Genomic DNA, 25985 nt, shown 5'->3' on the forward strand with positions numbered 1-25985 from the left:
GCCTCTCAACTGCTGCACGACAGCTCGCCACCGCAATACCAAGCGACAACCGGCGTGGCGAGCTCCTCATATTCAGGCTGTTCATCAAAGGGGTTTTGCAAGACTGCAAACAGCCGCTCAAACGGCATCATATCCCCTCGCTCTGCAGCCTCTATCACCTGCTGGGCCAAGGCATTGCGTAGCACATATTTCGGATTGACCGCATCCATCTTCGTCTTGCGGACAGCGTCCTCGCTCCCCTCCCGGGCTAGGCGCTCACGATAGTCCGTCAACCACCCCTGCCAAGCGGCAGGATCCGGCAACAAGGCCAGCAGGGAGGCGGGCCACTCCCCCTGTCGGGTCAGTTCGCCCAGCCGACGTAGGAACAGGTGGTAGTCCACCTTGTGTGCCGCCAGCAGTCGGAACAGCTCGCGAAACAACGCCGGATCATCGTCCTCCCACACCACCAGCCCAAGCTTGGCCCGCATCAGCTCGGAGTAGTGCAGCATCAACTGGTGTTCATACTGGGCCAGGGCCGACGCCAGGGCGTCTCCCTCGACATGACCCGCCAGCGCCTGGGCCAGCTTTTGCAGGTTCCAGTAGCCGACCGCCGGCTGCTGATCCAGGGCGTAGCGACCGCCCGGATCCGAGTGGTTGCAGACGAAGTCCGGCACATAGGCGTCGATGAAGCCGTAGGGGCCATAGTCCAGAGTCAGTCCGAGCAGCGACATATTGTCGGTGTTGAGCACCCCGTGGCAGAACCCCGCAGCCTGCCACTTGGCGATGAGCCGCGCGGTGCGGCGCACCACCTCGGCAAACAGCTCTGCTCCGTCGCTCAGCTCGGGGAAGTGGTGGCGAAGGAGATAATCGATCAGCAAGGGGATCTTCTCCCCCTGCCCGCTCCAGGCGAAATACTCGATGTGGCCGAAGCGCAGGTGGCTGGAGGCGGTGCGTAGCACGGTCGCCCCCGTCTCCACCTGTTCGCGGTAGACCGGCTCCTGGCTACCCACCAGCACCAGCGCCCGGGTAGTCGGGATGCCGAGGGCATGGAGCGCCTCGGAGGCCAGATACTCGCGAATGCTGGAGCGCAGCACGGCACGACCATCGCCAAAGCGGGAGAAGGGTGTCTTGCCCGCCCCTTTCAGATGCAGATCCCAGCGCTGGCCATCCGGCGCCAGTTGTTCTCCCAGCAGCAGTGCCCGTCCGTCACCAAGGCGCGGACTGTAACCGCCGAACTGATGGCCCGCATAGACCTGGGCCACCGGCTGCATGCCGGGCAAAGGCTGCCCATGACCACAGCAGGCCAGCCAGTCGGCCTCGCTCACCGCCCCCAGCCCCAGCTCGCCGAGCAGCGCACGGTTGAGGTGCAGCAGGCCGGGGGCATGCAGTGGTTGGGGGGCGACGGGCTCGCAGGCCCAGGGCAGTTCGGTGGCAAAAGTGTTGATCAACTTCATGGTGATGCGGGTCGTCCCTGCGTATGCTCGTGTCACTCTTTATACCGCCCCCGGCCATTTCCGGCTAACAGGCGATCGCGTATTTCATATCAAGGAGAAGAAGATGCAGAAATGGGTGTATGCCCTGCCTTTGCTGGCTATGGCCTGGGGACACAACGCCAGGGCGGCGGATATCGAGGCTGGCAAGGCCAAGGCTGCGGTGTGCGCAGCCTGCCACGGCGTCGCAGGCAAAGCGAGCGTGCCGGTTTATCCTCACCTGGCAGGCCAACAGGAGGCCTATCTGTTGAAACAGCTGAAAGCCTTCAAGGATGGCAGTCGCAAGGAGCCACTGATGGTTCCCTTCATGGCCCCGCTCACCGATGCCGACATGGAGAACCTGGCGGCCTATTACGCCAGCCTGAAATAATTCACGGCGTCCGGATAATGGGCGCCTTCCCCCTGATGTGCCGGTCTGAGTCTGCCACGGTCGATGATGCTTCGCTAATCGATCCTAGCGCCGGCAGTAGTCGATTATCAGGTCCATAAAGGCTTCACCGAAGCGTTCCAGCTTACGATGGCCGACGCCGTTGATCGCCAGCATTTCGTCTTCCGTCATCGGCATGAGCTGTGCCATCTCCACCAGGGTCGCATCGTTGAACACCACGTAGGGCGGCACCTCTTCATCCTCGGCGATCTGTTTGCGCAGGGCGCGCAGCTCCTTGAACAGCCGCTTGTCGTAGTTGGCGTTGTCGAGCAGGCCGTTGCGCTTCTCCTTGCGACTGGAGATGGGCTGCAGGCGGGGTACCGCCAATTCCAGCTTCACCTCGCCGCGCAGCACGGGGCGGGCCGCCTCGGTCAGCTGCAACACCAGGTTGCGGGTGATGTTCTGGGTCAGCAGGCCTTTGTGGATCAGCTGGCGGATCACGCTCATCCAGTACTCGTGGCTCTGATCCTTGCCGATGCCGTAGGTCGAGAGCTTGTCGTGGCCGTGATCCTTGATGCGCTGATTGAGCGAGCCGCGCAGCACCTCCACCACATAGCCTACCCCGAAGTTCTGGCCCACCCGCCAGACGCAGGAGAGTGCCTTCTGGGCGTCTTCGGTGCCGTCATAGCTCTTGGGCGGATCGAGGCAGATGTCGCAGTTGCCGCACGGCTTGTCGTTGTACTCACCGAAGTAGTTGAGCAGCACCTGGCGCCGGCAGGTCTGCGCCTCGGCAAAGGCCGCCATCACGTTGAGCTTGTACTGCTCCACCTGCAGCTGCTGGGGATTCTCGATGTTGTCGAGCAGGCGGCGCACCCGGCCGATGTCGGCGGGATCGTAGAGCAGCAGCGCCTCGGCCGGGGTGCCATCGCGGCCGGCGCGACCGGTCTCCTGATAGTAGGATTCGATGTTCTTGGGGATGTCGTAGTGCACCACGAAGCGCACGTTGGGCTTGTCGATGCCCATGCCGAATGCCACCGTCGCCACCACTATCTCGACGTCATCCTTGAGGAAAGCCTCCTGGGTCTGCTGGCGCTGCTCGAGCGGCAGACCGGCATGATAGGGGGCCGCCTTGCAGCCGTGGCGGGAGAGCCGCTCGGCCACCTCCTCCACCCGGTTGCGGCTGGAGCAGTAGACGATGCCGCAGTTGCCCTTCTGACTCTGTACATAACGCAGCAGCTGCTCGGCCGCCTTGAACTTCTCCACCAAGCTATAGCGGATGTTGGGCCGGTCGAAGCTGGCGGTGTGGATAAAGGGATCGTTCAGTTCCAGCCGGTGCAGCATGTCGCTGCGGGTCGCCTCGTCGGCGGTGGCGGTGAGCGCCACCACGGGCACCTGGGGGAACCACTGCTTGAGCCGCCCGAGCGCCGCATATTCCGGCCGAAAATCGTGCCCCCACTGAGAGACGCAGTGAGCCTCATCGATGGCGAACAGACCGAGCGGCAGCTCGGCCAGCCGGTCCATGAACTCATGCTGCAGCAAGCGCTCGGGGGAAACATAAACCAGTTTGATCTCGCCGCGGCGCATGGCGGCAAAGTTCTGGATCATCTCCTCCCGGCTCAGAGCCGAGTTGATATAGACCGCCGCCACGCCGTTGGCACGCAGGGTGTCGACCTGATCCTTCATTAACGAGATGAGGGGAGAGACCACCACCCCGAGCCCCGGTCGCAGCAGTGCCGGGATCTGGTAGCAGAGCGACTTGCCGCCGCCGGTGGGCTTGAGCACCAGGGCATCGCGCCCCGCCACTATCTGCTCGATGATCTCGAGCTGGCCCGGCCGAAATTGCTGATAGCCGAATACCGCCTGCAACAGGGCTAGCGGTGTCTCTGGCTGGGGGTCAGGCAGGGTTTCGGCAATCGCAGTCATGGGCTCTCCTTTGGGGTCGCCATTCTAAAGCAGCCGCCGTCCACAATAAACCTGCCATTGCGACTGTTAAGGAAGTGTTGCAGACTGGCTGGAGTTTTTACTCGGCTTTGCTGACAGGGATCGGGATCAAGAATGAAACAGATGCTCAAGAAGATGGCGCTCAGTGGCATTGCCAACCTGTTCGCCGAGAAGATGCCGTTCAACAAGCTGATCGGCATGCAGGTGACCCACTACGACTTCGACAAGGTGGAGCTGCGCATCAGGATGGATGAGAAGCTCATCGGCAACCCCTTCCACAACATTCTGCACGGCGGCGTCACCGCCAGTTTGCTGGATGTGGCGGGCGGCATGATAGTCGCCGCCTCCTGCATCGACGAGCTGGAGGATTTCTCCCCCAGCTACCTCAAGGAGCGCTTCTCCCGCCTCGGCACCATCGACCTGCGGGTGGACTACCTGCGGCCGGGGCGCGGCAACGAGTTCATCGCCACCGCCCACATCATCCGCGCTGGCAGCAAGGTCGCCGTTGCCCGTATGGAGCTGCACAACGAGGAGGGGACCCATATCGCCTTCGGAACCGGTACCTATCTGGTTGGATGAGCCCGCTTAATGCATAAAAACCACTCTGTTAATCCACTTTTAATCATTAGATTCCTTACCCCCTCCGCCCGATAAAGAGCCATACTGAGATCCGGGATTGTTTGCAGAGGGAGGATTGCAGGCGATGAGTGCGAAACTGGCGACCACACCATCCAGAGCCTTGTTGATGCGTATCGAGTCCATGCTCGACGAGGTGCAGACACCCGAGTGTCGTCACTGGCTGGAACAGGAGCTTGAGGGCTATGCGCTCTCCTCGCCCTTGCCCTGGTATCGCATCGTTCCCTGCCGGCAACGCGGTCACTTTTTGGATCTGAAGACGGGAAAATATTTGACCTGTCATATCAACAGTCAAACGCTATGCCAACGCGATCTGGCCCAAATTCAGTTCATCTATGCCCGTGAACCCGCCGCCCACTATTTGCTGCAACGCAATTCCGGTATTGAGCCCTGGCCAGAACAGCTGCTGGAAGATTATCAGGAGCAGCTGATCCCCGGCCATCTATGCCTGCAAGCCTGGCATGAGCCCGTGATTTCATTACGTGCACAACTGATGGAGGGAATCGAACATTTCATTAGTGAGTACCCCAAGCACGCGGCCTTGCAACCTCAGCACAGCTTCAAGGCATTGCGGCATCAGCACTGGCATATCTGAGTAAGCGCCTGGCGCGCAAGGAGGGCACTATAGACAAGACCCATAGCGAGATTGCCACAATCTGAGAGTGCCGGAGTCAGGATCAGACTCCACCCATGGGCCACCGGGCGGTGGCCCTTTTCATGCCTGCTGCAATCCCCCCTGCCACTCAACACTCGTCCACTTCTTGTGATCACAAAATACAGTCACGACTCAGCCATCATCTGCAGTGCTCGGCCCGGGAATGCCCCAGATATTCCGGATGCGGAACTAGCTGGCCCAAGCCACGTCAAGAAAGAGAACTGGCCGGTTGGTAGAGAGAAGAAGTGGAGAGAGTAGAAATGCGAAAAGGCCGCTCATTGAGCGGCCTTTTCAAATGTGGTCGGTGTGAGAGGATTCGAACCTCCGACCCCTTCGTCCCGAACGAAGTGCGCTACCAAGCTGCGCTACACACCGATGTCTGCGGGACGGGAATTTACCGAAAGCCCCGACCCGACACAAGCCTTTTTTGCATTAAAAGGGAAAAAAACTGCCGTTCGCTCAACTATTCAGCGTTTTACGCACGAGTTTACCGGAATGCAGCCAGGTGATGACATTCCGGCAACCGGGATCAAGGCAACTGCAGCGATTCGGGCCCCAGTAAACGGGGTCGCCAGTCAGCCACCATCCCGTGCTCCAGCCAGCTGGCCGCATTCTGACGCCAGTTGGGCGACAGCGCCGGGTTCTCCAGCAACAGCAGTAGATCGGCTTCGTTGCGTACCTGATTGAACAGGATATCGGCGGTGCGCTTCACCGTCAGCTCGGGGTAGGGCCTGTCCACCAGCTCCAGAGTCTGATCCGGTGCAACCATGCCCTCCTCCAGCACCCGCAGCAACCAGCCACAGCGACCACTGAGCTGCATCACCAGGGACATCTGACCATAGCCAAAACGCTGGTTGAGTTTGAAACAGGGCGATCTGGGCTGACTTATCTGGATCAGCGCCTCGCCGAGTCGATAGACGTCGCCGATGCAGGCCTGTGCTTCGGTCAGCCCGACACCGGAGAGATTCTCGCCAAAGGCGGCGGGTTGCCATGGCGTTTTGGGTGCGGGCAAGCCCAGCGCGGTTTGCCAGGTCTGCCACCAGGGGTAGTGATCGGCGGGATAGTAGTGCAGCGCCCGATCCGGGCCGCCGTGATGACGTTGATCGCTTTGCTCATCCCCCTCCACTCCAAGCTGGCCGCAAAACAGCGGCGCCGTGGCGGGGTGTTTGTGGATAGCTGTAGTGAGACCGGGCACCAGTTCGGCACCACGGCCGGTAAAGAGAGAGATCCGCATACTCATCCTCCGAATTGACGAGAGTAGGCGGATCTTAACATGAGGTCAGGCGACAGCCTGCATCTGGGCAGTCATGGCGATCTCGGCGCGGCGGCGTTTCTCCGCCTTGGCCATCAGATACCAGCTGCCAAAGGTGAACAGGGATACCGACAGCAGGATCAGGCTAGCAACCGCATTGATCTCGGGTTTCACGCCGAGACGCACCGCCGAGAAGACCTCCATCGGCAACGTGGTCGAGCCCGGGCCGGAGACAAAGCTCGCCAGCACCAGGTCATCCAGCGACAGGGCAAACGACATCATGCCGCCCGCCGCCAGCGAGGGGGCGATCATCGGGATGGTGATCAGGAAGAACACCTTCCAGGGCTTGGCCCCCAGATCCATGGCCGCCTCCTCGATGGAGAGATCCAGTTCCCGCAACCTGGCCGACACCACGATCGCCACATAGGCGGTACAGAAGGTGGTGTGGGCAATCCAGATGGTCACCATGCCCCGCTCGGCGGGCCAGCCCACCAGCTGGGCCATGGCCACGAACAACAGCAGCAGGGAGAGACCGGTGATCACCTCGGGCATCACCAACGGCGCCGTCACCATGCCGCCGAACATGGTCCGGCCGCGGAAGTGAGGGATCCGGGTCAGCACAAAGGCCGCCACCGTCCCCAGCGCCACCGCCGCAATCGCGGTGTAGAAGGCGATCTCCAGCGAGCGCAGCACTGAGCCTATCAGCTGCTTGTTGTCCAGCAGGCCGAAGTACCACTTCAGCGACCAGCCACCCCATACGGTCACCAGCTTGGAGGCGTTGAAGGAGTAGATCACCATGATGACCATGGGCAAGTAGATGAACAGCAGACCCAGCCACAGCATCAATTTGGCAAAACCGAAGCGCTTCATGCTTTACCCTCCAGCTCTTTGGCCTGGTTGCGGTTGAACAGGATAATGGGGACGATCAGCACCGCCAGCATCACCACCGCAAGGGCAGAGGCCACCGGCCAGTCGCGGTTGTTGAAGAACTCCTGCCACAGCACTTTACCAATCATCAGGGTTTCCGGGCCGCCCAGCAGTTCCGGAATTACGAATTCGCCCACCACAGGAATGAACACCAGCATGCAACCGGCGATGATGCCGTTCTTGGAGAGCGGTACCGTGATCTGCCAGAAACGGGTGAGGTTGCGAGCACCGAGATCGGAAGCCGCCTCCAGCAAGCTCTGGTCGTGCTTGACCAGGTTGGCATAGAGCGGCAGCACCATGAACGGCAGGTAGGAGTAAACGATGCCGATGTAGACCGCCAGGTTGGTGTTGAGGATCTGCAGCGGCTCGTCGATGAGGCCTATCCCCATCAGCAGGCTATTGAGCAGGCCGTTGTTGCTGAGGATGCCCATCCAGGCGTAGACCCGGATCAGGATCGCGGTCCAGGTCGGCATCATGATGAGCAGCAGCAGAACGGTCTGGGTCTCCTTGTTGGCCCGGGCGATGGCATAGGCCATCGGGTAGCCGATCAGCAGACAGAGCAGGGTGCTGATGAAGGCCATCTTGAGAGAGCCGAGATAGGCCGCGATATAGAGCTCATCTTCCCGCAGCAGCAGATAGTTGCCCATGTTGAGCAGTATGGTGAGCTGGTTGTCGGCCCAGCTCACCACATCGGTGTAAGGCGGGATCGCCACATCTGCTTCGGCGAAGCTTATCTTCACTACGATGATGAAGGGCAGCAGGAAGAAGAGGAACAGCCAGAAGAACGGGATGCCGATCACCAACTGGCGCCCGCCCAATATCTTCAGTCGTTTCAATGCATTCATGATTGCAGCACCACGCCGCTGTCATCTTCCCAGTAGAGGAACACCTGGTCATCCCAGGTCGGCCGCTTGCCGTGGCGTTCGGCGTTGGCGATGAAAGCCTGAACGATCTTGCCCGAGGGCAACTGGATGTAATAGACGGAGTGGCCGCCCAGATAGGCGATGTCATAGACCTCGCCCTTGGTCCAGTTAAAATCGGGGTGCTCGATCTCGACCGGTTTTTGCAGGCTCATCAGCAGCTTCTCCGGCCGCAGGGCATAGGTCACCTTCTTGTTCTCGGCGCGGGAGCTGATGCCGTGGCCCACATAGATGGGCTGCTCCAGATCCGCACAGGCGATGGTGGCGTGGTCCTGCTCATCCTCCACCAGCAGACCGTCAAACAGGTTGACGTTACCGATGAACTCGCACACCAGTCGGCTGGCCGGGGTCTCGTAGATGTCCATCGGGCTGCCGATCTGCTCGATGCAACCGAGATGCATGATGGCGATCCGCTCGGCCATGGTCATGGCCTCTTCCTGATCGTGGGTCACCATGACGCAGGTCACGCCGACCCGCTCGATGATCTCGACCAGCTCCAGCTGCATCTGGGAACGCAGCTTCTTGTCCAGTGCCCCCATGGGTTCGTCCAGCAGCAGCAGCTTGGGGCGCTTGGCCAGGGAACGAGCCAGGGCCACCCGCTGACGCTGACCACCGGAGAGCTGGTGCGGCTTGCGGCGGGCATACTGGGTCATCTGCACCAGCTTGAGCATCTCCTCCACCCGGGCATCGATCTCGGCCCTGGGCAGGCCATCCTGCTTGAGGCCGAAGGCGATGTTCTGCGCCACCGTCATGTGGGGGAACAGGGCATAAGACTGGAACATCATGTTGATGGGGCGCTCGTAGGGCGGCATGTCGGTGATGTCGACCCCGTCGAGGAACAGACGTCCCTCGGTGGGGCGCTCGAACCCGGCCAGCATCCGCAACAGGGTGGATTTACCCGAACCGGACCCTCCGAGCAGGGCGAAGATTTCGCCCTTGTGGATGTTGAGCGACACATTGTCGACCGCCAGCGTTTCATCGAACTGCTTGCTGACCCGATCGATCTTGACCAGCACTTCTTTGCGCTGCTGACTGCCCTCGAGGGCTTTCTTGTAGGCACTGGAGGCTATCGCCATTACCAAACTCCCAAGCGTGACACCGACCAGAGGGTCGATTCATAAAAGCGATCTGGCGCCCCAGAGCGGGCACCAAAGTTAGGTTCCGGACTTGATCTTCGTCCAACTCCGGGTCATTTGGCGCTGTACCGCACGTGGATGTGCCTCCTGCACAAACAGATGCTCCAGCACCGCTTGAGGCGGGTAGACCCGCTCATCCTTGCGCACCTCCTCATCCATGAACTCTCCGGCCTTGGCGTTGGGGTTCGCATAGCCCACATAGTTGCTGATCTTGGCGATCACCTCGGGCCGCAGGACATAGTTGATGAGGGCGTGGGCTTCTTTGACATTGTGGGCATCCGCCGGGATGGCCATCATGTCGAACCAGAGGTTGGCTCCCTCCTTCGGGATGCTGTAGGCAATATTCACCCCTTTGCCCGCTTCCTCGGCCCTCGCCGCCGCCTGCAGGATGTCGCCGGAGAAACCGGCCGCCACGCAGATGTCGCCATTGGCCAGATCGCCGATGTACTTGGAGGAGTGGAAGTAGGCCACATAGGGCCGCACCTTCAGCAACTGAGCCTCGGCCTTCTTGATGTCGGCCGGTTCGTGACTGTTGGGATCGAGTCCGAGGTAGTTGAGGACGGCGGGGATCATCTCGTCGGCGGAGTCGAGAAACGCGACACCGCAACGGGAGAGTTTTGCCATGTTTTCCGGTTCAAAGATGGTGGCCCAGGAGTCAATCTTGTCGACCCCCAGCACCGCCTTGATCTTGTCGACGTTGTAGCCGATGCCATTGGTTCCCCACAGATAGGGCACCGCGTATTGCTGACCCGGATCCACCTTGTCGAGCTGGCCGAGCAGCACGGGGTCCAGGTTGGCCAGATTGGGCAGCTGGGATTTGTCCAGTTTCTGGAACGCCCCCGCCTGGATCTGCTTGGCCAGGAAATTGTTGGAAGGCACCACCAGGTCGTACCCGGTCCGTCCCGTCAGCAGCTTGCCCTCAAGGGTCTCGTTGGAGTCAAACACGTCATAGACGGTCTTGATCCCGGTCGCCTGCTGGAAATCGCTGAGGGTCGTCTCGCCGATATAATCGGACCAGTTGTAAAAGTGCACCACAGGGGCTGCCTGGGCCACATTCGCCAGCCCCATGGTCAGGGCAAGGGTGATCAACTTGGTAGTATGCACTGTGTCAGTTCTCCTGTTTTGTGGTATTCCGGCTGCGCATCCCTTCGCGCGGCCCATCCCGAAGGGATGGCATCACAATCCTCCCGGCCGAACTGCGGACCGGGAGGAGCACTCGTCACTTACTTGCCGGACTTGATCTTGGTCCAGCTGCGGGTCATGGTCCGCTGCACCTTGGCCGGCAGATCCGGGAAGGTGTAGATCTTCTGCAGGGTCGCCGCATCGGGGTAGACACCCGGATCGGTGCGGATCGCCTCATCCACCAGCGGAGTGGCAGCCTTATTGCCGTTCGGGGCCTGGATCTGGTTGGTGATGTTGGCGATCACCTCCGGCTTCATCAGATAGTTGATGAAGGTATGGGCAGATTCGACGTTCTTGGCATCGGCCGGAATGGCGATCATGTCAAAGAAGCTGCCAGCGCCTTCCTTCGGAATGATGTAGGTCAGCGCGACACCATTCTTGGCCTCGGCGGCACGTGCCTTGGACTGTTGCAGGTCCATGGAGTAACCGACCGCCACACACAGGTTGCCGTTGGCCAGATCCGAAATGTACTTGGAGGAGTGGAAATAAGCGGTATAGGGGCGAATGGAGAGGAACAGCTCCTCGGCCTTCTTCAGCTCGGCCGGCTTCTGGCTATCCGGCTTGAAGCCCAGGTATTGCAGGGCCGCGGGCAGCATTTCGGTCGGCGAGTCGAGGAAGGAGACGCCGCACTCCTTGAGCTTGGCCATGTTTTCCGGCTTGAACACCAGATCCCAGGAATCCACCGGGGCCTTGTCACCCAGTACGGCCTTCACCTTCTCGGGGTTGTAGGCAAAGCCGATGGTGCCCCACAGATAGGGGATGGAGTACTGGTTGCCCGGATCGCTAGGCTCGAGCGCCTTGAGCAGATTGTCATCCAGATTTTGCCAGTTGGGGAGCTTGGACTTGTCCAGCTTCTGGAACACGCCCGCCCTGATCTGCTTGGCCAGGAAGGGGTTGGACGGCACCACGATATCGTAGCCAGACTTGCCTGCCAGCAACTTGGCTTCCAATACCTCGTTGCTGTCGAACACGTCATAGACCACCTTGATGCCCGTCTCCTTCTGGAAGTTATCCAGGGTATCCGAGGCGATGTAGTCGCTCCAGTTGTAGACGTGCAACACCTTCTCTTCAGCCATTGCTCCGGCGCTTGCCATGACCAACGCCACAGAGGCAGCGATCACTCCCGTTTTGAAAGACATCATCCTTGTCTCCTAAGCAAATTGTATGCGCATGCCAACCTGCCTGGCACCAGCTATCCCTTCAGCTTCGCAGCAGTCAGATCCAGACTGAGCCTTGCCAGCTTGACCAATTCATCAACCTGTTCCTCGGTGATGACCAAGGGGGGCGATATGATCATGGTATCGCCGACCGCCCTCATCACCAAGCCATTGTTAAAGCAGAATTCCCGACACGTCATTCCGGCATTTGCCTCGGCCGGAAAACGCTGGTTGGTCTGCTTGTCCCGGACAATTTCCAGCGCGGCCACCAGACCTTTGCCGCGAGTTTCGCCCACCAGAGGATGGTCGGCCAGCTCGCTCCAGCGACGCTGCAAATAGGGGCCGATAGTATCATGCACTCGCTTAACTATGCTCTCGTTTTGCATAAGCTGGATGTTGGCTACCGCCACGGCGCAGGCCACCGGGTGACCCGAGTAGGTGAAGCCGTGGTTGAACTCGCCCCCCTCCTCCACCAGCACCTTGGCGACCCGATCGCTCACCATCACGGCACCCAGCGGCAGATAGCCGGAGGTGATCCCCTTGGCCAGGCACATGAGGTCCGGTTTGATGCCAAACCCTTCGCTGGCAAACCAGTGGCCGGTACGACCAAACCCGCAGATCACTTCATCGGCGATGAGCAGGATGCCGTACTGATCGCAGATGCGCTGGATCTCGGGCCAGTAGCTGTCGGGCGGAATGATGACGCCGCCGGCCCCCTGGATCGGCTCGCCGATAAAGGCGGCCACCTTGTCCACCCCCAGCTCCAGGATCTTTTTCTCCAGCTGGCGGGCACGCTCCAGGCCGAACTCGTGGGCACTCATCCCCTGCCCCTCACCGAAGTGGTAGGGCTGATCGATGTGCACTATGCCGGGGATGGGCAAGCCACCCTGGGCATGCATGCCCTTCATGCCGCCGAGGCTCGCCCCCGCCACGGTGGAGCCGTGGTAGGCGTTGTGGCGGCTGATGATCACCTGCTTGTCGGGCTGCCCCTTGCTGGCCCAGTAGTGGCGTACCATGCGCAGCACGGTATCGTTGCACTCGGAACCCGAGCCGGTGAAGAAGACGTGATTGAGATGGGCCGGCGTCACCTCGGTCAGCAGGGTGGCCAGCTCGATCACCGGCGGGTGCGCAGTCTGGAAGAAGAGGTTGTAGTAGGGCAACTGCTGCATCTGGCGGGTGGTAGCCTCCACCAGCTCCTGGCGGCCGTAACCCATGTTGACGCACCACAACCCCGCCATGCCGTCGAGGATGCGCTTGCCGTCGGAGTCCTCCAGATAGACGCCATCGGCCTTGGTGATGATGCGGCAGCCCTTCTTGTTCAGGGCCTGAAAATCGGTAAAGGGGTGCAGGTGGTGGCTGGCATCCAGTTGCTGCCACTCACGGGTGGTGTGCTGCATTTCTTGCTCCTCGGTTCCTTCGACTCAAGCGGTTTGTTTCGTGAATCGAGAGGCTGCTGGCGCGCTGCCAGCACTCTCGATATGAGCGGGGAGGTTCAGCCTCCCCACAGGGGGGATGCGTGACGGGCACGCATCCGGGTCACACGTTCAGCAGCAGGAATTCCCGTTCCCAGCGGCTGATCACCCCGAAGTAGGTCTCGTATTCCTTGCGCTTGACCGCCACGAAGGCGCGGGTAAAGCGCTCGCCCAGCATCTCCTTGATCGGCTCGCACTGCTCGAGATGGCTGAGCGCCTCCTCCAGCGAGCGGGGCAGGCTGTAGGGCAGCTCGTAGGCGCTCGACTTCATCTCCGGCAGCGGGTCCAGCTTCTCCATCATGCCGAGATAGCCGCAGGCCAAGGTGGCAGCCAGCGCCAGATAGGGGTTGGCATCGGCACCGGCGAAGCGGTTCTCCACCCGGCGGGCATTGGGCTCGGAGAAGGGCACCCGCAACCCGCAGGTACGGTTCTCCACTCCCCACTGCACGTTGCGCGGCGCGCTCTCGCCAAAGGTGAGGCGGCGATAGGAGTTGACGTTCGGCGCCAGCAGGGCGGTCACCGCCGGGGTGTATTTCTGCAGCCCGGCGATGAAGTGCATGAACAGCTCGGAGTGGCCACCGCTCTCGGTGCCGAACAGGTTGCGGCCGTCCATGTCCTCCAGACTCTGGTGGATGTGCATGGCGGAGCCGGGCTCGTTGCTCATCGGCTTGGCCATAAAGGTGGCGTAGATGCCGTGGCGGTGAGCCGCTTCCCGCATGGTGCGCTTGAACAGGAACACCTGGTCGGCGAGATCGATGGCATCCCCGTGCAGGAAGTTGATCTCCATCTGGGCGGCGCCGGATTCGTGGATCAGGGTATCCACCTCCAGCTCCTGGGCCTCGCAGTAGTCGTACATGTCCTCGAAGATGGGGTCGAATTCGTTGACCGCATCGATGCTGAACGATTGGCGGGCGGTCTCCGGGCGACCGTTGCGTCCCACCGGAGGCACCAGGGGATAGTCGGGGTCTTCGTTGCGGGTCACCAGGTAGAATTCCAGCTCGGGCGCCACCACCGGCTTCCAGCCCTGCTTCTCGTAGAATGACAGAACCCGGCGCAATACCGAACGGGGGGCGATGTCGATCAGCTTGCCATTGACGTCGAAGCAGTCGTGGATCACCTGGGCGGTCGGCTCCAGTGCCCAGGGCACGAAGCGGATGGTGTTGGGATCGGGATAGAGCTGCATGTCCCGCTCCAGCGGGTCGATCATGCTGTCATCGTCCGGGTATTCGCCGGTTACCGTCTGGGTGAAGATGACCTCGGGAAGGCGCATGCCCCCCTCGCGTAGAAACTTGTTGGCTGGGATGATCTTGCCCCGGGCGTTGCCGGTGAAATCCGGAAACAGGCACTCCACCTCCGTGATGCGATTGTTCTCCATCCAGCCTTTGATACTGTCCATGTTAAACCCCGACTTTCGATTGTCATTGGCAAGGGTGTCTAATATATGGAACACCCTTGTTATCAAATTGTAATCAACATCACCATAAAAGCCCGCCATCAAGGGCAATGTCAAGGTGAACTGTTTAAAAAAATATAAATATCGGTGCATATAATGACCAAGACGGCACCAAATACTAAACACTTCATCCCGGACTCAGCTCATTGCAAAGCCAGTGCCAACAGGGGTTTCAGGACGCGACAGAACCCGGCCGAACAGTGGTCCGAATGGGCTTTTCTTTGCAAGGGCGCACAATCCTTGTCCCATTTGCTTTGCTTGGCTGCATTTTTTTGGTACAAGGCCCGCCCTGATTTGCACTCTCTTGCACGATTCGGGTGCAAATCGGACACAAGGGCTTGGTCTGCAGGCAGACAGCCCCCATAAACAGGGATAATTGGGTTAGTAAACTGACTGGTAGTAAATCGTATGTGTGATTTCATGACTGAAGACCAACTGGCCTTTTACAAGGGGCAGATCGAGCAACAGATCGTCGAGCTCGAGGAACGCCTCAACTCCCAGGCCAGCCAGGCCATCGCCACCGATACCAACGAGATGGCTGATGAAATTGACCGTGCCAGCATCGAGGAGGCCCGCCGTCTGGAGCTGAACCGCATCGAGCACGACAAACTGCACCTGCGCAAACTGCGTGGCGCGTTGAAGCGCATCAGCGAAGGAGACTTCGGCTACTGCGAATCCTGCGGTGACGAGATCTCTCTCAAGCGGTTGCAGGCTCGTCCAGAATCCCGTTTCTGCGTCGAGTGCCAGAGCACCAAGGAATTCAACGACACTCACGTATTCCGCCGCGTCGCCTGATCTCTGTAGACCGTCGCGATCCGCGGTGAATCGCGGGCAGGCAGCACGGCCCAAGGTATCCGGTTCATCTCGATGAACCGCGAGCCTGACGGCGAACACGCCTTGCTCATGACTTCGCCACAAGATCGCGGAGAAGTTCTGATAGACTCCGGGCTAGCCCCGGATTCTAGAGGAGAACAGAGAGTGAAATGGCTCATCAAGCTGTGCTTGTGTCTGCCCCTGCTGGCACAAGCACAGGTTCTGCAGGTCAAGATCCCCAGCCGGCCCATCAACAGCCTGGATCAGGAGTACCAGATCAAGCTGCTGGAACTGGCCCTGACCCGCTCCGGACAACCCTTTCGCATCGACCCCGTCGAACTCGATCTCAACCAGTTCACCCTGCAGCAGCAGCTGGTCAAGGGCAAGAAGATCAATGTGTTCTGGATGGGTACCTCCAGTGCTCTCGAATCCGCCCTCATCGCCATCCCGATCCCGCTGTTTCGCGGGCTGGAAGGGCTTCGCCTCTCGTTCATCCACCAGGATGCCCAGGAGAAGTTCAACCAGATCAACACCCTGGCCGATCTCAAGCAGATGAAGGCATTGCAGGGTGTCGGCTGGGCCGACAACAGGATCCTGGAAAATGCCGGCATCCCCACCTATTCGGGTCGCTACAGCAACCTGTTCCGCCTCATCAACGACGGCGACAAGGTGGACTTCTTCCCCCGCAGCCTGGTGGAGATCTTCGCCGAGCATGGCGAACTGGCCGAGCAATACCCCCGCCTCGCCATCGAGCAGCACCTGCTGCTGCGCTACCCCTTCGCTCAGTTCTTCTTCGTCAGTCCCAACAATCCCAAGCTGGCCAAGGCGATTCAGACCGGGTTGGAGCGGGCCTACGCCGACGGCAGCTTCATGAAGTTCTTCAATGAGAACCCCAGGATCCGCGAGGCGCTGGCCAGCGCCAATCTGGATCAGCGGGTCACCATCAAGCTGGATAATCCGGACATGACCCCCTTGCTCCAACGCATTCCGGCCCAATATTGGCAATATCCGCCCCGCTAAAGGGGCGTTTGTCGCAAGCGGCCGCCCCAACGCCGGGCTGGCCACTCTCCACCGCGCCCAGGAGTTGATATGCAAAAGACCAAGATGAGCCTGCTGCTGGCGGGTTGTCTGCTGGCCATGCCGGCCCTCGCCGACAAGGCCGATCCCGTCGGCGAGGTAAGCACCTCGTTCAAGCTGCTCGGCCCCAACCACAAGATCCTGGTGGAGGCGTTCGATGACCCCAGAATCGACGGCGTCGCCTGCTATCTGGCGCGCCCCAAGACCGGCGGCGTTAAGGGCGGGCTGGGGCTGGCGGAAGATCCGTCCCACGCCTCCCTCTCCTGCCACCAGATCGGCCCCATCACCCTGCCCGAGAAGCTGAAGGCGGGGGAAGAGGTATTCGACGTTAGTACCTCCCTGGTGTTCAAGGAGCAGAAGGTGGTGCGCTTTTACGACCAGAAGCGCAATGCGCTGGTCTATCTCACCTACAGCACCAAGCTGGTGGACGGCTCCTACAAGAGCGCCGTCAGCGCTGTGCCCATCATGCCCTGGGGCTGATCCCCGCAAGGAGGCAAGCATGTACGAAACCGTTCTGATCACCGGCGCCACCAGCGGCATCGGCCACGCCTTGGTGCACGACCTGTGCGCACGCGGCTACCGGGTCTATGCCACCGGCCGCAATGAGGCTGCCCTGGCCGAGCTGATGGCCGCCACCGGCTGTCTCGGCAGCACCGCCGATCTCACCGATCCCCCGCAGGCCATGGCCCTCTATCAGCGGGCTCGCGAAACGCTGGGGCAGGTCGATGTGCTGATCAACAACGCCGGCGCCAACCCGCGCAAGGCACCGATCGCCGACACCACGCTGGAAGAGTTCGAGCTGCAGTACTCCCTCAATCTGCGCGCCCCCTATCTGCTCGGACGCGAGGCCCTGCGCGAGATGATCCCGCGCGGCAACGGTTACATCATCAACGTGGTGAGCACCTGCGCCCTGCGCCACCCCACCCCCATGGGCATCTACAGCACCATGAAGAGCGGCCTGGCGAGCCTGAGCCAGGTGATGATGAAGGAGGCCCAGCCCCACGGTATCAAGGTCTCGACCCTCTACCCGGGCGGTGTCGATACCCCGTTTCGGGCCGAGGCCAAGCCTCACTACATGCAACCCGCCAGCGTGGCTACCACCATCACCACCCTGCTTGGCCTGCCGGCGGACGTGATCGTCCACGAGATGACCTTCCGGCCACCGTTCGAGCTGGAGTGAGTACGTCATGCGGGCATGGTGATCAGGATCACGGTTTGTAGTAACGTGACGCCATCAACCGATACGGAGTTCCAACATGAAAGTCGCCGTTTTCAGCAGCAAGAGCTATGACAAAGAGCATTTCAACCAGGCCAATAGCCAGTACGGCTTCGACCTGGAGTTTTTTGATGTTCGTCTGGAGGCCAAGACAGCCCGACTGGCTCACGGCTTCCCGGTCGTCTGCCTGTTCGTCAACGACGATGCGGATCGCGAAGTCCTGACCGAGCTGGCCGCCAACGGCACCAAGGTCATCGCCCTGCGCTGCGCCGGCTACAACAACGTGGATCTGGCTGCCGCCAGGGAGCTGGGGATGAAGGTAGTGCGGGTACCGGCCTACTCACCGGAGGCGGTGGCCGAGCACGCGGTGGGGCTGATGATGACCCTCAACCGCCGCATCCATAAGGCCTATCAGCGCACTCGTGACGCCAACTTCTCGCTGGAGGGGCTGGTCGGCTTCAACATGCACGGCCGCACCGCCGGCATCATAGGCACCGGCAAGATCGGCATCGCCACCTTGCGCATCCTCAAGGGATTTGGCATGCGGCTGCTGGTAAGCGACCCGTACCAGAATCAGGCGGCGCTCGATCTGGGGGCCGAGTACGTGGATCTCGACACCCTGTTCCGCCAGTCCGACGTCATCAGCCTGCACTGCCCGCTGTTCAAGGAGAACTACCACCTGCTGAACAAGGAGGCGTTCGACAAGATGAAGGACGGGGTGATGATCATCAACACCAGCCGGGGCGGCCTGCTCGACTCCAACGCCGCCATCGAGGCACTCAAGACCGCCCGCATCGGCGCCCTGGGGCTGGACGTCTACGAGGAAGAGGAAGATCTCTTCTTCGCCGACAAGTCCAACGAGGTGATCACCGATGACGTGTTCCGCCGTCTGTCGGCCTGCCACAATGTGTTGTTCACCGGTCACCAGGCCTTCCTGACCCGCGAGGCGCTGCACGCCATCGCCGATACCACCCTCAGCAACATCCGGGCGCTTGACGGCCAGGGTCGCTGCGACCACGAGGTGGAGTAAGGGATAACCCCATTCTTCACCCTGCGCCGGGTTGTGAGACCCGGCGCCATCGGGTAGGCTAGCCCCCCTTTTTATTCAGGAGTCTGGCTGCCCATGTTTATCGGATTTGATTACGGTACCTCCAACTGTGCCGTTGCCGTGATGGAGCAAGGCAGCCCCAGGCTGCTCAATCTCGGCGCCTCTCGCTATCTCCCCTCCACCCTGCACGCCCCCCATCGGGATGCCATCGCGGGCCTGCTGGCCGAAGGGCTGGCCCCGACCCGTCAGGCGGAATACCTCAAGCTGCGCGGCCCCGTGGTCACCCGGGCCCAGAGCGTGCGCCGCCAGATGCGGGAAGAGGGGCTGATCGACGAGCTCAGCTTCGGCACCGCGGCGCTGGAGCGCTATCTGGAGGAGCCGGACGAGGGCTATTACATCAAGTCGCCGAAATCCTTCCTCGGCGCCTATGGTCTCAAGGCTCCCCAGATTGCCCTGTTCGAAGACATCGTCTGCGCCATGATGCTGCACGTTCGCCAGCAGGCGGAGCAGCAGACCGGAGCCCCCATCCGCCAGGCGGTGATCGGTCGCCCGGTCAACTTCCAGGGGCTGGCAGGGGAAGAGAGCAACCGCCAGGCCATCGCCATCCTGACCGAGGCGGCCCGCCTCGCCGGGTTCGAGCAGGTGGAATTTCTCTACGAGCCGGTGGCGGCCGGTTTCGAGTTCGAGGCGCGCCTCACCGAAGATTCCGTGGTACTGGTGGTGGATATCGGCGGCGGTACCACAGACTGCTCCATGCTGCGCATGGGCCCGAGTTACCGCGACCAGCTGGATCGCAGCGGCGATCTGCTCGGCCACAGCGGCCAGCGCATCGGCGGCAACGACTTCGACATCCGCCTGACGGTGGAAGGCATGATGCCGCTGCTCGGCATGCACGAGACCCTCAAGACCGGCAAGCCGCTGCCCCACCCCCTGTTCTGGGATGCGGCCGCCATCAACGACGTCAGCGCCCAGAGCCGCTTCTACAGCCTGGATACCGCCCGCCAGCTGCAGGATCTGCAGCTCGACAGCCAGCCCGGCAGCAAGCTCTCTCGCCTTGCCAACCTGCGGGCCCACAAGCTGAGCCACCAGCTGGTGTGGCGCGCCGAGCAGGGCAAGATCGCCCTCTCGGAGCAGGATCTGAACCGCCAGTCCCTGGACGAGCTGGAGCGAGGGCTGGCGGCCGAGCTCAATCGCGAGCAACTGGCCTGCGCCTCGGCGCCGCTGCTGGAGAAGATCGGCGAGCTGATGGATGAGGCCATTGCCGCCGCCGGCGTGCAGCCGGATCGCATCTTCGTCACCGGCGGCAGCGCCCGCTCGCCGCTGATCGCCAGCTTTATCCGCCAGAAGCTCCCGGCTATTCCGCTGGAAGGGGGCGATGACTTCGGCTCGGTCGCCGCCGGTCTGGCCCGTTACGCGGAGCGGTTGTTCGCTTCGGCGAACCAGGGGGAATAACCGCCCCGGCTCAGGAGTGCCACAAAACAACAGGGAGGCCAATGGCCTCCCTGTTGTTTCTCATGCAGACCCTCAGGGCTGAGGGCTGGTCATGTCGAGGCCGTCGACGCAAAGCAACCTGGCCGGCGGCATGGCGATGCCGGAATCGAGACAGTAGTCGACTATCTTGTCCTCGAACTGGCCGTATACCACCTCCAGATGCTGGGGTTGCCACATGCGGGCCGTCCAGATACGCCCCGTGCTGGTGGCGGCGATGCCTGACACGGGTTGCTCCCGGGCCAGCAGGGTTCCGAGCACGGCAGGCAGCGTATCGCAAAACTCCCTGACGGCCCGGCAGGCCAGATCATGTAGCCGATCGCCACGTCGCGGCGTGACAGCCGTCTGGTAGAGGATATTGCCGCCATCGATGGCCTCGGTCGTCTCGTGCAGGGTCATCCCCGTCATCTGGGGCTCCAGCATGTAGCTGGGCCAGAAGTGGGTGATGCAGCCACGGTACCAGGGCGAGAGGCCGCCGTGCACGTTCCACGCCATGCCGTCAAAGCAGTTCAGCAACTCGGGGGAGAGTTTGTGGCAACCGTAGGAGAGCAGCAGCCTGGGCTGCAACTGGCTGATCCGGCGGATCATCTCGGGCCCGTTCAGCTCGTCGTGCCCGATGCTGATGGCCGCATCCAGCGGTGCCCCCTGGGCGGCAAAATAGTGCTGCTCGCACTCGTCACGCAGGCGGAAGTGGTGTTGCCACAGTGCGGCCAGGCGCCCGTTCAGATGAGCCGGTGGCGCCGGGGTGAAGAATTCCCGCCGTTCGGCGAACCAGGTCACCGGCAGGCCGCTGGCCATTACCTGGCGCGCCAGGTAGCGGTGGCGGGGGTGATCCCCGGTAATCAGGACTATCGACATGTTTTCTCCTGTCAGCGGCACTGCGGGGCAGTAAACCGGATAAGCTCAGCCTCTTCCAGCAAGGGTACCACGGCCAGCAGGGTGGCCAGCGGCATCCTGGCACGACGCACCATCTGCAGCAGCGTGTGCCGGCCGTCGGCCAGATTCAGGATCCACTGCATCGCCATCAGCTGGGTACGGCCATCCAGCAGCTGATCGCTCGACTTGCTATAGCTCGCAGGCGAATTCAGGTTGGGGTAGAGCCCCCGTTTGCCGAGCTGGGGTTCACCGTAGGGGTTGGTACGCTCGAATACCCCGGCATTCTCGTGCTGCAACAGCAGTTGTTCAAGCTGATCGATGGCCTCGATCAGACGGGAGATCTGCATGAACTCCTTGGTATCACCGCTGGTATGGTATTCGGCAAAGTTGCCGTAGACGGTGCGGGCCGCCTGCACCACCGGCAGGTCAAAGCCCGGCGAGCAGTACTGGCGCTCGTCCGACCCGTGGCAGGGGGTGAACTCGCGGACCACCCAGCGCTCGGGCTGTTCGCTGGCCAGCTGGCGTACCAGCTGGTTGAGCAGGCACTCCTCCTGCCTCGCCAGCTTGACGGAGAGGGCACTGGCCGGCCCTCCCAGACAGGTCAGCACCAGACCACCGATGCAGTGGGACTTCAGGTGCTCGCCATAACGATGCAGGTAGCAGAGGCTCCCTATGGTCTCGGGCGCCAGCACGAAGCGGTAGCTGAACCGTCGCTTCGGCCAGCGAGCCAGCCTGTGGTACAAGCCGAGCAGCACCAGAGGGCCGCTCAGCTCGTTGTTCGCCATACTGGGGTGACACAGATAGCTCGACAGCAGAAACTCCTGCCGGCTCTCGCCGCCCAGCAGGGCCGTGCCGTAATTGATCTCGCCGGCCTGGAACCGGCTGTCGATGCGCACCTGATAGTCACCGGGAGCCAGCTGCGCCAGCTCGTTGTGGGTGAGGCAGAACCCCCAGTTTGGCTGGTAATAGGAGGTGACGTAGGGGATCAGATCCGGCAGATGCGGCAGGGTATGAAGCCGGGGGCGCAACGCCTCGAGCGAATAGCGCCCCTCAACCGGCGCCGAATAATTGACCACCCTCAGGTTGTGATCGGCAAAATCGGCCACCACGCGGCCATCTGGCGCAGTCAGTGTCGCCGAATCGATATGCCATTCGTGCGGGACAGTCCAATCGAAGACCTGGGTGCCGGAGGGCGTGCTCTCCAGCTGCAATGGCATCTGCTCGGCAAAGATGGCCAGACTCTCGCGCAGCCCCGCCCCCGAGATGCTGCGACAGATGGGAAACAGGCGGTCAAACAGTGAGTCCAGCTGCTCGGTGGTCATTTTATATGTTTCATCAAGGCGTTAATCGTTGCGGCACTTTATCACACCCGGCATTGATGGCACCAAATGACCGACGGGTGCACGTTCCCAAACGCCCCTGATCATCTGTTGTCTGCATGGGGAGCTGGCATTCTGTTGTCTGTTGCCAGACCGGCTGTTTACCCAGCAGATCGGGCACATTGCCGGCAAAAAGCAGATAGATGTCGCTATTTAACGACACAGGTGCGAAATGGCGGCGACAGAAGCGGTCGGCTTGCTCTCCTCTGCCCCTGCTGCAAATGGTCCCGACAGGATATGCTTGTCGCTCCCCCCAACGGAGCCTTGATATGTCCAGATTGCCCACCCTGCTGATCCCCCTTTTCATGCTCGCCGGATGCAGCTCGACTGCCTTTGTCCAGCAGGATCTGCAACATCATCACTGGGTGCTGAGCAAGCTGGATGGCCAACCGGTCGCCTCGGTGCGCGACAATCCTCCCGACCTCGAGATCGGCGAGCACTTCACCGTCAACGGCATCGCAGGTTGCAACCGTTACTTCGGCCAGGGCCATCTGAAAAAAGACAAGTTGTGGGTCACCAGCCTCGGCAGCACGGTCAGGGCCTGCACGCCGCCCCTCGATGCCATCGAACAGGCGGTGCTCACCACCCTGACCGAGGGGGCGCGTCTGAGCGGCGACAGCCAGACCCTGATCCTGCAGGGCAAGCAGCACCGTTTGGAATACCAATTGCGTGACTGGGTGTTTTGACGCTCAAAAGCCGCATCACAAACAGGAACATGTTGCCCGGCTGTGGCACAATATGAGGCAGAATTCGCAATGGAGGCTGCCTCAGCCATGTCGATGGACCGTCTGTTTGACAAGATCAAGCAACTCCCCACCATACCCAAGCTGCTGCACGAGTTGATGCAGAGTTTCAACGATGACAACGCCCGCATCGACCTGATTGCGGCCAAGATCGCCATGGATCAGGTGATCAGCGTCAAGGTGCTGCGGATGGCCAACTCGGCCGCCCTGCGCCGTGGCAATGAAGTGACCTCGGTCGAGCAGGCGGTGATCCGCCTTGGCTTCAACCGCTTGCGCTCCATCGTGGTTGCCTCCGGCATCATAGGCAGCTTCAAGACTCCCCCCAGCTTTGACAAGAACAAGTTTTGGACCGAGACCTTCCAGGTGGCCACCATCGCCAGGACGCTGGCCAAGGAGGCCAATGTGCTGGATCCCGAAACCGCCTTCACCTGCGCGCTGATCCACAACATTGGCGAGTTGCTCATCCAGAGCACCCTGCCGGAAGAGGCCGAACTCATCAATCTGGCGATCCAGAAGGGGAGCAGCCGGGTCGAGGCCCAGCGGGAGATGCTTGGATTTGACTACGCCCAGCTCGGGGCCGAGCTGGCACGGCGCTGGAACCTGTCGGAGAGCTTTGTTGAAGCCATCTCCCAGCAGCTGGATCCTCTCTCCCACGATCCGATCAGCAAGGAGGCGGTGCTGATCCGCCTCGCCGTGTTTATCTCCTTCGCCTGGAATGCGGGGGTGCCGGCCCAGGCCATCATCGCCCGCTTCCCCAAACCGCTGGCCGACCAGCTTGGGCTGGACCCCAAGTCGTTGGCAAACCAGCTCGAAACGCTGCACGAACAGGGCAACGCCCTTGCCGAGCTTCTGACTCAATAAGTGATCATGACCCATCCGTTTCTGTTTCATCCCCAGGTGGCGCCCTGGTTCAAAGAGAGCGCCGATGCCCTGCAACTCACCCTGTTCAGCGAACTGGACGCGCCGATCCGCGAGGTGTGGCTGCGCCACGAGCCGGACAACGAGGAGTATCTGGTACCGATGACGGCGGTCTCCACCCGCGATCGGCTGCAGGTATGGCAGGGAACCCTGCCGCTCATCAAGGGGCAGGATATCCACCTTTACTGCTTCAAGTGCCTCACCGATGAGGAGCAATGGTGGCTGCACGGTGCCGGCGTCAGTTCGGCCATGCCGCCGCGGGAACAGCATTTTCGCTTCAACAGCCTGCACCAGCCGCCGGCCTGGGTGCAGGATCAGGTGTTCTACCAGATCTTCCCCGACCGCTTCTGCAACGGCGACCCGTCGCTGAGCGTCAAGCATCACGAGTACGAGTACCGTGGCAAGGCGGTCATCAGCAAGGCCTGGGGCGAGCCGGTCAGCCGTCACGACGAGGGGCACGGCGCCTGCGAATTCTATGGTGGCGATCTGGCAGGCATCGATGCCAAGCTGCACTACCTGCAGTCCCTCGGGGTGACGGCGCTCTACCTCAACCCCATCTTCGATTCACCGAGCAACCACAAGTACGACACCCAGGACTATTTCAAGGTCGACCCGCATCTAGGCACCAACGCCCAGTTCGCCGAGCTGACCCGCAACCTGCACCAGCGCGGCATGAAGATCATCCTGGATGCGGTGGTCAACCACACCTCCACCGAGCACCCCTGGTTCTGCCCGCCGCTGGGGGCCCAGAGCAACCCGGATTCGCCATGGCGCAGCTTTTATACCTTTGATGGCGATGGGGATTACGTCAGCTGGAAAGGCATTCGCAGCCTGCCCAAGCTCGATTTCTCCAGCGAGCAGGTACAGGACGCCGTCTACCGGGCCGATGACGCCATCCTGCGCTACTGGATGCGTGCCCCCTACCAGATCGACGGCTGGCGCTTCGATGTCATCCACATGCTGGGTGAGCGGGGCACAGCCGAGGGCAACAGCGGCCATGTGCGTGCCATTCGCGGCGCGGTGAAGCAGGAGAACCCGGACGCCTACGTGCTCGGCGAACACTTCTTCGAGGCGAGCCAGTGGCTGCAGGGTGATCAGGAAGACGGTGCCATGAATTACTATGGCTTCGCCCACCCGATCCGCGCCTTCCTGGCCGGCCAGGACATCGCCTATCACCCCATCAAGATCAGCGCCGAGGAGCTGGATCGCTGGCTCAGGCTGGCGCGGGCCCACATCCCGTTCAAAAACCAGCTGGCCCAGTTCAACCTGCTGGACAGCCACGACACCGCCCGCTTCCTCCACCTGCTGGGAGAGGACAAACAGCGGATGCGGCTCGCCGCCACCTTGCTGCTCACCTATATCGGTGTGCCCTCCATCTACTACGGTGACGAGGTGGGGCTCTCCGGTGGCAACGACCCGGATTGCCGTCGCTGCTTCCCGTGGGAGACCACCGCCTGGGATCATGTGCTGCACGACCACTACCGCCGCCTGATCCAGATCCGCCGCCAGCGCCCCTCCCTGCGCCGTGGCGATATCCAGACCCTCTACGCCGGCCCCCACAGCTATGTGTTCGCCCGCACCCTGCAAAGCGATCAGGTGGTGGTGGCCTGCAACCGTCATCCCACCGAGCCGCGCACCATCAGCTTGCCCCTGTGGCAGACCGCCAGCCCGGCCAGCCGCTTCACCGATGCCTTCAACGGCGACAAGTTCGAAGTGGTGCAGGGAGAGCTGCAACTGACCGTCCCCGCCAATTCGGCCAGGGTGCTGCTTTCCAGCTGAGAGTGACGCTCGCCAGTTGAGAATAAAAACCGGAGCCCAGTGCTCCGGTTTTTCGTTTGTGCAATCGGCGCTGGCTGGCAA

Annotated in this window: 24 protein-coding genes and 1 tRNA gene; 12 read left to right on the top strand and 13 right to left on the bottom strand. The window is 61.4% G+C overall.

Annotated elements, in window-relative coordinates:
- Positions 1–5 precede the first annotated feature (5 nt).
- Positions 6–1433, bottom strand: coding sequence for a protein adenylyltransferase SelO (locus LA321_RS05600; protein ID WP_042070596.1), 1428 nt, complete (start codon positions 1431–1433; stop codon positions 6–8).
- Between the two features lie 103 nt (positions 1434–1536).
- On the opposite strand from LA321_RS05600, the gene LA321_RS05605 reads away from it, so the two are divergent.
- The gene (locus LA321_RS05605) at positions 1537–1839 is read left to right on the top strand and encodes a c-type cytochrome (protein WP_042070598.1); all 303 of its coding nucleotides are present in this window, start codon (positions 1537–1539) and stop codon (positions 1837–1839) included.
- An 84-nt stretch (positions 1840–1923) separates the two neighbouring features.
- On the opposite strand, the gene recQ is transcribed toward LA321_RS05605, so the two are convergent.
- The gene (recQ, locus tag LA321_RS05610; protein ID WP_042070599.1) at positions 1924–3759 is read right to left on the bottom strand and encodes an ATP-dependent DNA helicase RecQ; all 1836 of its coding nucleotides are present in this window, start codon (positions 3757–3759) and stop codon (positions 1924–1926) included.
- A gap of 132 nt (positions 3760–3891) precedes the next feature.
- Here recQ and LA321_RS05615 point away from each other — a divergent pair, with 132 nt between their 5' ends.
- The gene (locus LA321_RS05615) at positions 3892–4356 is read left to right on the top strand and encodes a thioesterase family protein (RefSeq protein WP_042027294.1); all 465 of its coding nucleotides are present in this window, start codon (positions 3892–3894) and stop codon (positions 4354–4356) included.
- Between the two features lie 124 nt (positions 4357–4480).
- The gene (locus LA321_RS05620) at positions 4481–5008 is read left to right on the top strand and encodes an AbiTii domain-containing protein (protein ID WP_026457638.1); all 528 of its coding nucleotides are present in this window, start codon (positions 4481–4483) and stop codon (positions 5006–5008) included.
- Positions 5009–5366: 358 nt separating this feature from the next.
- Here LA321_RS05620 and LA321_RS05625 read toward each other — a convergent pair.
- From LA321_RS05625 to LA321_RS05665, 9 genes are all read right to left on the bottom strand, one after another.
- Positions 5367–5443, bottom strand: a tRNA-Pro gene (locus LA321_RS05625).
- A gap of 154 nt (positions 5444–5597) precedes the next feature.
- A complete protein-coding gene (locus LA321_RS05630) occupies positions 5598–6302 on the bottom strand; it encodes an MOSC domain-containing protein (RefSeq protein WP_042070600.1) in 705 nt (234 codons plus the stop codon).
- 45 nt (positions 6303–6347) lie between these two features.
- Positions 6348–7190: an ABC transporter permease subunit gene (locus LA321_RS05635; RefSeq protein WP_026457636.1), complete on the bottom strand. Its 843-nt coding sequence runs from the start codon at positions 7188–7190 to the stop codon at positions 6348–6350.
- Positions 7187–8092, bottom strand: a complete 906-nt coding sequence (locus tag LA321_RS05640; protein WP_042027291.1) for an ABC transporter permease subunit — start codon at positions 8090–8092, stop codon at positions 7187–7189. The genes LA321_RS05635 and LA321_RS05640 overlap by 4 nt, the downstream gene beginning before the upstream one ends.
- Complete coding sequence (potA, locus tag LA321_RS05645; protein ID WP_042070602.1) at positions 8089–9243, bottom strand: polyamine ABC transporter ATP-binding protein; 1155 nt, start codon at positions 9241–9243, stop codon at positions 8089–8091. Before potA ends, LA321_RS05640 begins: the two co-directional genes overlap by 4 nt.
- Positions 9244–9321: 78 nt before the next feature.
- Positions 9322–10407, bottom strand: coding sequence for a polyamine ABC transporter substrate-binding protein (locus tag LA321_RS05650; RefSeq protein ID WP_042070603.1), 1086 nt, complete (start codon positions 10405–10407; stop codon positions 9322–9324).
- A 119-nt stretch (positions 10408–10526) separates the two neighbouring features.
- Positions 10527–11624, bottom strand: a complete 1098-nt coding sequence (locus LA321_RS05655) for a polyamine ABC transporter substrate-binding protein (protein ID WP_082043388.1) — start codon at positions 11622–11624, stop codon at positions 10527–10529.
- 53 nt (positions 11625–11677) lie between these two features.
- Positions 11678–13039 (bottom strand): aspartate aminotransferase family protein, encoded by a 1362-nt coding sequence (locus LA321_RS05660; RefSeq protein WP_042070605.1) that lies wholly within the window; start codon positions 13037–13039, stop codon positions 11678–11680.
- Positions 13040–13178: 139 nt separating this feature from the next.
- On the bottom strand, positions 13179–14510 hold the full coding sequence (locus LA321_RS05665; protein ID WP_042027284.1) for a glutamine synthetase family protein: 1332 nt from the start codon (positions 14508–14510) through the stop codon (positions 13179–13181).
- A 465-nt stretch (positions 14511–14975) separates the two neighbouring features.
- On the opposite strand from LA321_RS05665, the gene LA321_RS05670 reads away from it, so the two are divergent.
- From LA321_RS05670 to yegD, 6 genes are all read left to right on the top strand, one after another.
- A complete protein-coding gene (locus LA321_RS05670) occupies positions 14976–15362 on the top strand; it encodes a TraR/DksA family transcriptional regulator (protein WP_026457164.1) in 387 nt (128 codons plus the stop codon).
- A gap of 183 nt (positions 15363–15545) precedes the next feature.
- On the top strand, positions 15546–16400 hold the full coding sequence (locus LA321_RS05675; RefSeq protein WP_042070606.1) for a type 2 periplasmic-binding domain-containing protein: 855 nt from the start codon (positions 15546–15548) through the stop codon (positions 16398–16400).
- A gap of 69 nt (positions 16401–16469) precedes the next feature.
- Positions 16470–16937, top strand: coding sequence for a CreA family protein (locus tag LA321_RS05680; protein WP_026457162.1), 468 nt, complete (start codon positions 16470–16472; stop codon positions 16935–16937).
- A gap of 19 nt (positions 16938–16956) precedes the next feature.
- Complete coding sequence (locus LA321_RS05685) at positions 16957–17637, top strand: SDR family oxidoreductase (RefSeq protein WP_042070608.1); 681 nt, start codon at positions 16957–16959, stop codon at positions 17635–17637.
- Positions 17638–17713: 76 nt separating this feature from the next.
- Complete coding sequence (locus LA321_RS05690; protein ID WP_042070609.1) at positions 17714–18703, top strand: 2-hydroxyacid dehydrogenase; 990 nt, start codon at positions 17714–17716, stop codon at positions 18701–18703.
- A 93-nt stretch (positions 18704–18796) separates the two neighbouring features.
- Entirely contained in the window at positions 18797–20173 is a 1377-nt protein-coding gene (gene yegD / locus LA321_RS05695) for a molecular chaperone (protein ID WP_042070611.1), read from the top strand.
- A gap of 72 nt (positions 20174–20245) precedes the next feature.
- Here the strand turns inward: yegD and LA321_RS05700 are convergent, their stop codons facing one another.
- Together LA321_RS05700 and LA321_RS05705 are read right to left on the bottom strand one after the other, a co-directional pair.
- Positions 20246–21067, bottom strand: coding sequence for a formyl transferase (locus LA321_RS05700; RefSeq protein ID WP_042070612.1), 822 nt, complete (start codon positions 21065–21067; stop codon positions 20246–20248).
- Positions 21068–21078: 11 nt separating this feature from the next.
- Complete coding sequence (locus LA321_RS05705) at positions 21079–22407, bottom strand: DUF4910 domain-containing protein (RefSeq protein WP_042070613.1); 1329 nt, start codon at positions 22405–22407, stop codon at positions 21079–21081.
- A gap of 326 nt (positions 22408–22733) precedes the next feature.
- On the opposite strand from LA321_RS05705, the gene LA321_RS05710 reads away from it, so the two are divergent.
- The 3 genes from LA321_RS05710 to malZ all read left to right on the top strand — a co-directional run bounded on the left by LA321_RS05710 (position 22734) and on the right by malZ (position 25904).
- Positions 22734–23150: an META domain-containing protein gene (locus tag LA321_RS05710; protein ID WP_042070616.1), complete on the top strand. Its 417-nt coding sequence runs from the start codon at positions 22734–22736 to the stop codon at positions 23148–23150.
- Between the two features lie 69 nt (positions 23151–23219).
- Positions 23220–24068, top strand: coding sequence for an HDOD domain-containing protein (locus tag LA321_RS05715; RefSeq protein WP_042027271.1), 849 nt, complete (start codon positions 23220–23222; stop codon positions 24066–24068).
- Between the two features lie 6 nt (positions 24069–24074).
- Positions 24075–25904 carry a maltodextrin glucosidase gene (gene malZ, locus LA321_RS05720; RefSeq protein WP_042070617.1) on the top strand — a complete coding sequence of 610 codons (1830 nt, stop codon included), beginning with the start codon at positions 24075–24077 and terminating at the stop codon, positions 25902–25904.
- Positions 25905–25985: the final 81 nt, after the last annotated feature.

It is taken from the genome of Aeromonas enteropelogenes, assembly GCF_020097295.1.
GTDB lineage: Bacteria > Pseudomonadota > Gammaproteobacteria > Enterobacterales > Aeromonadaceae > Aeromonas > Aeromonas enteropelogenes.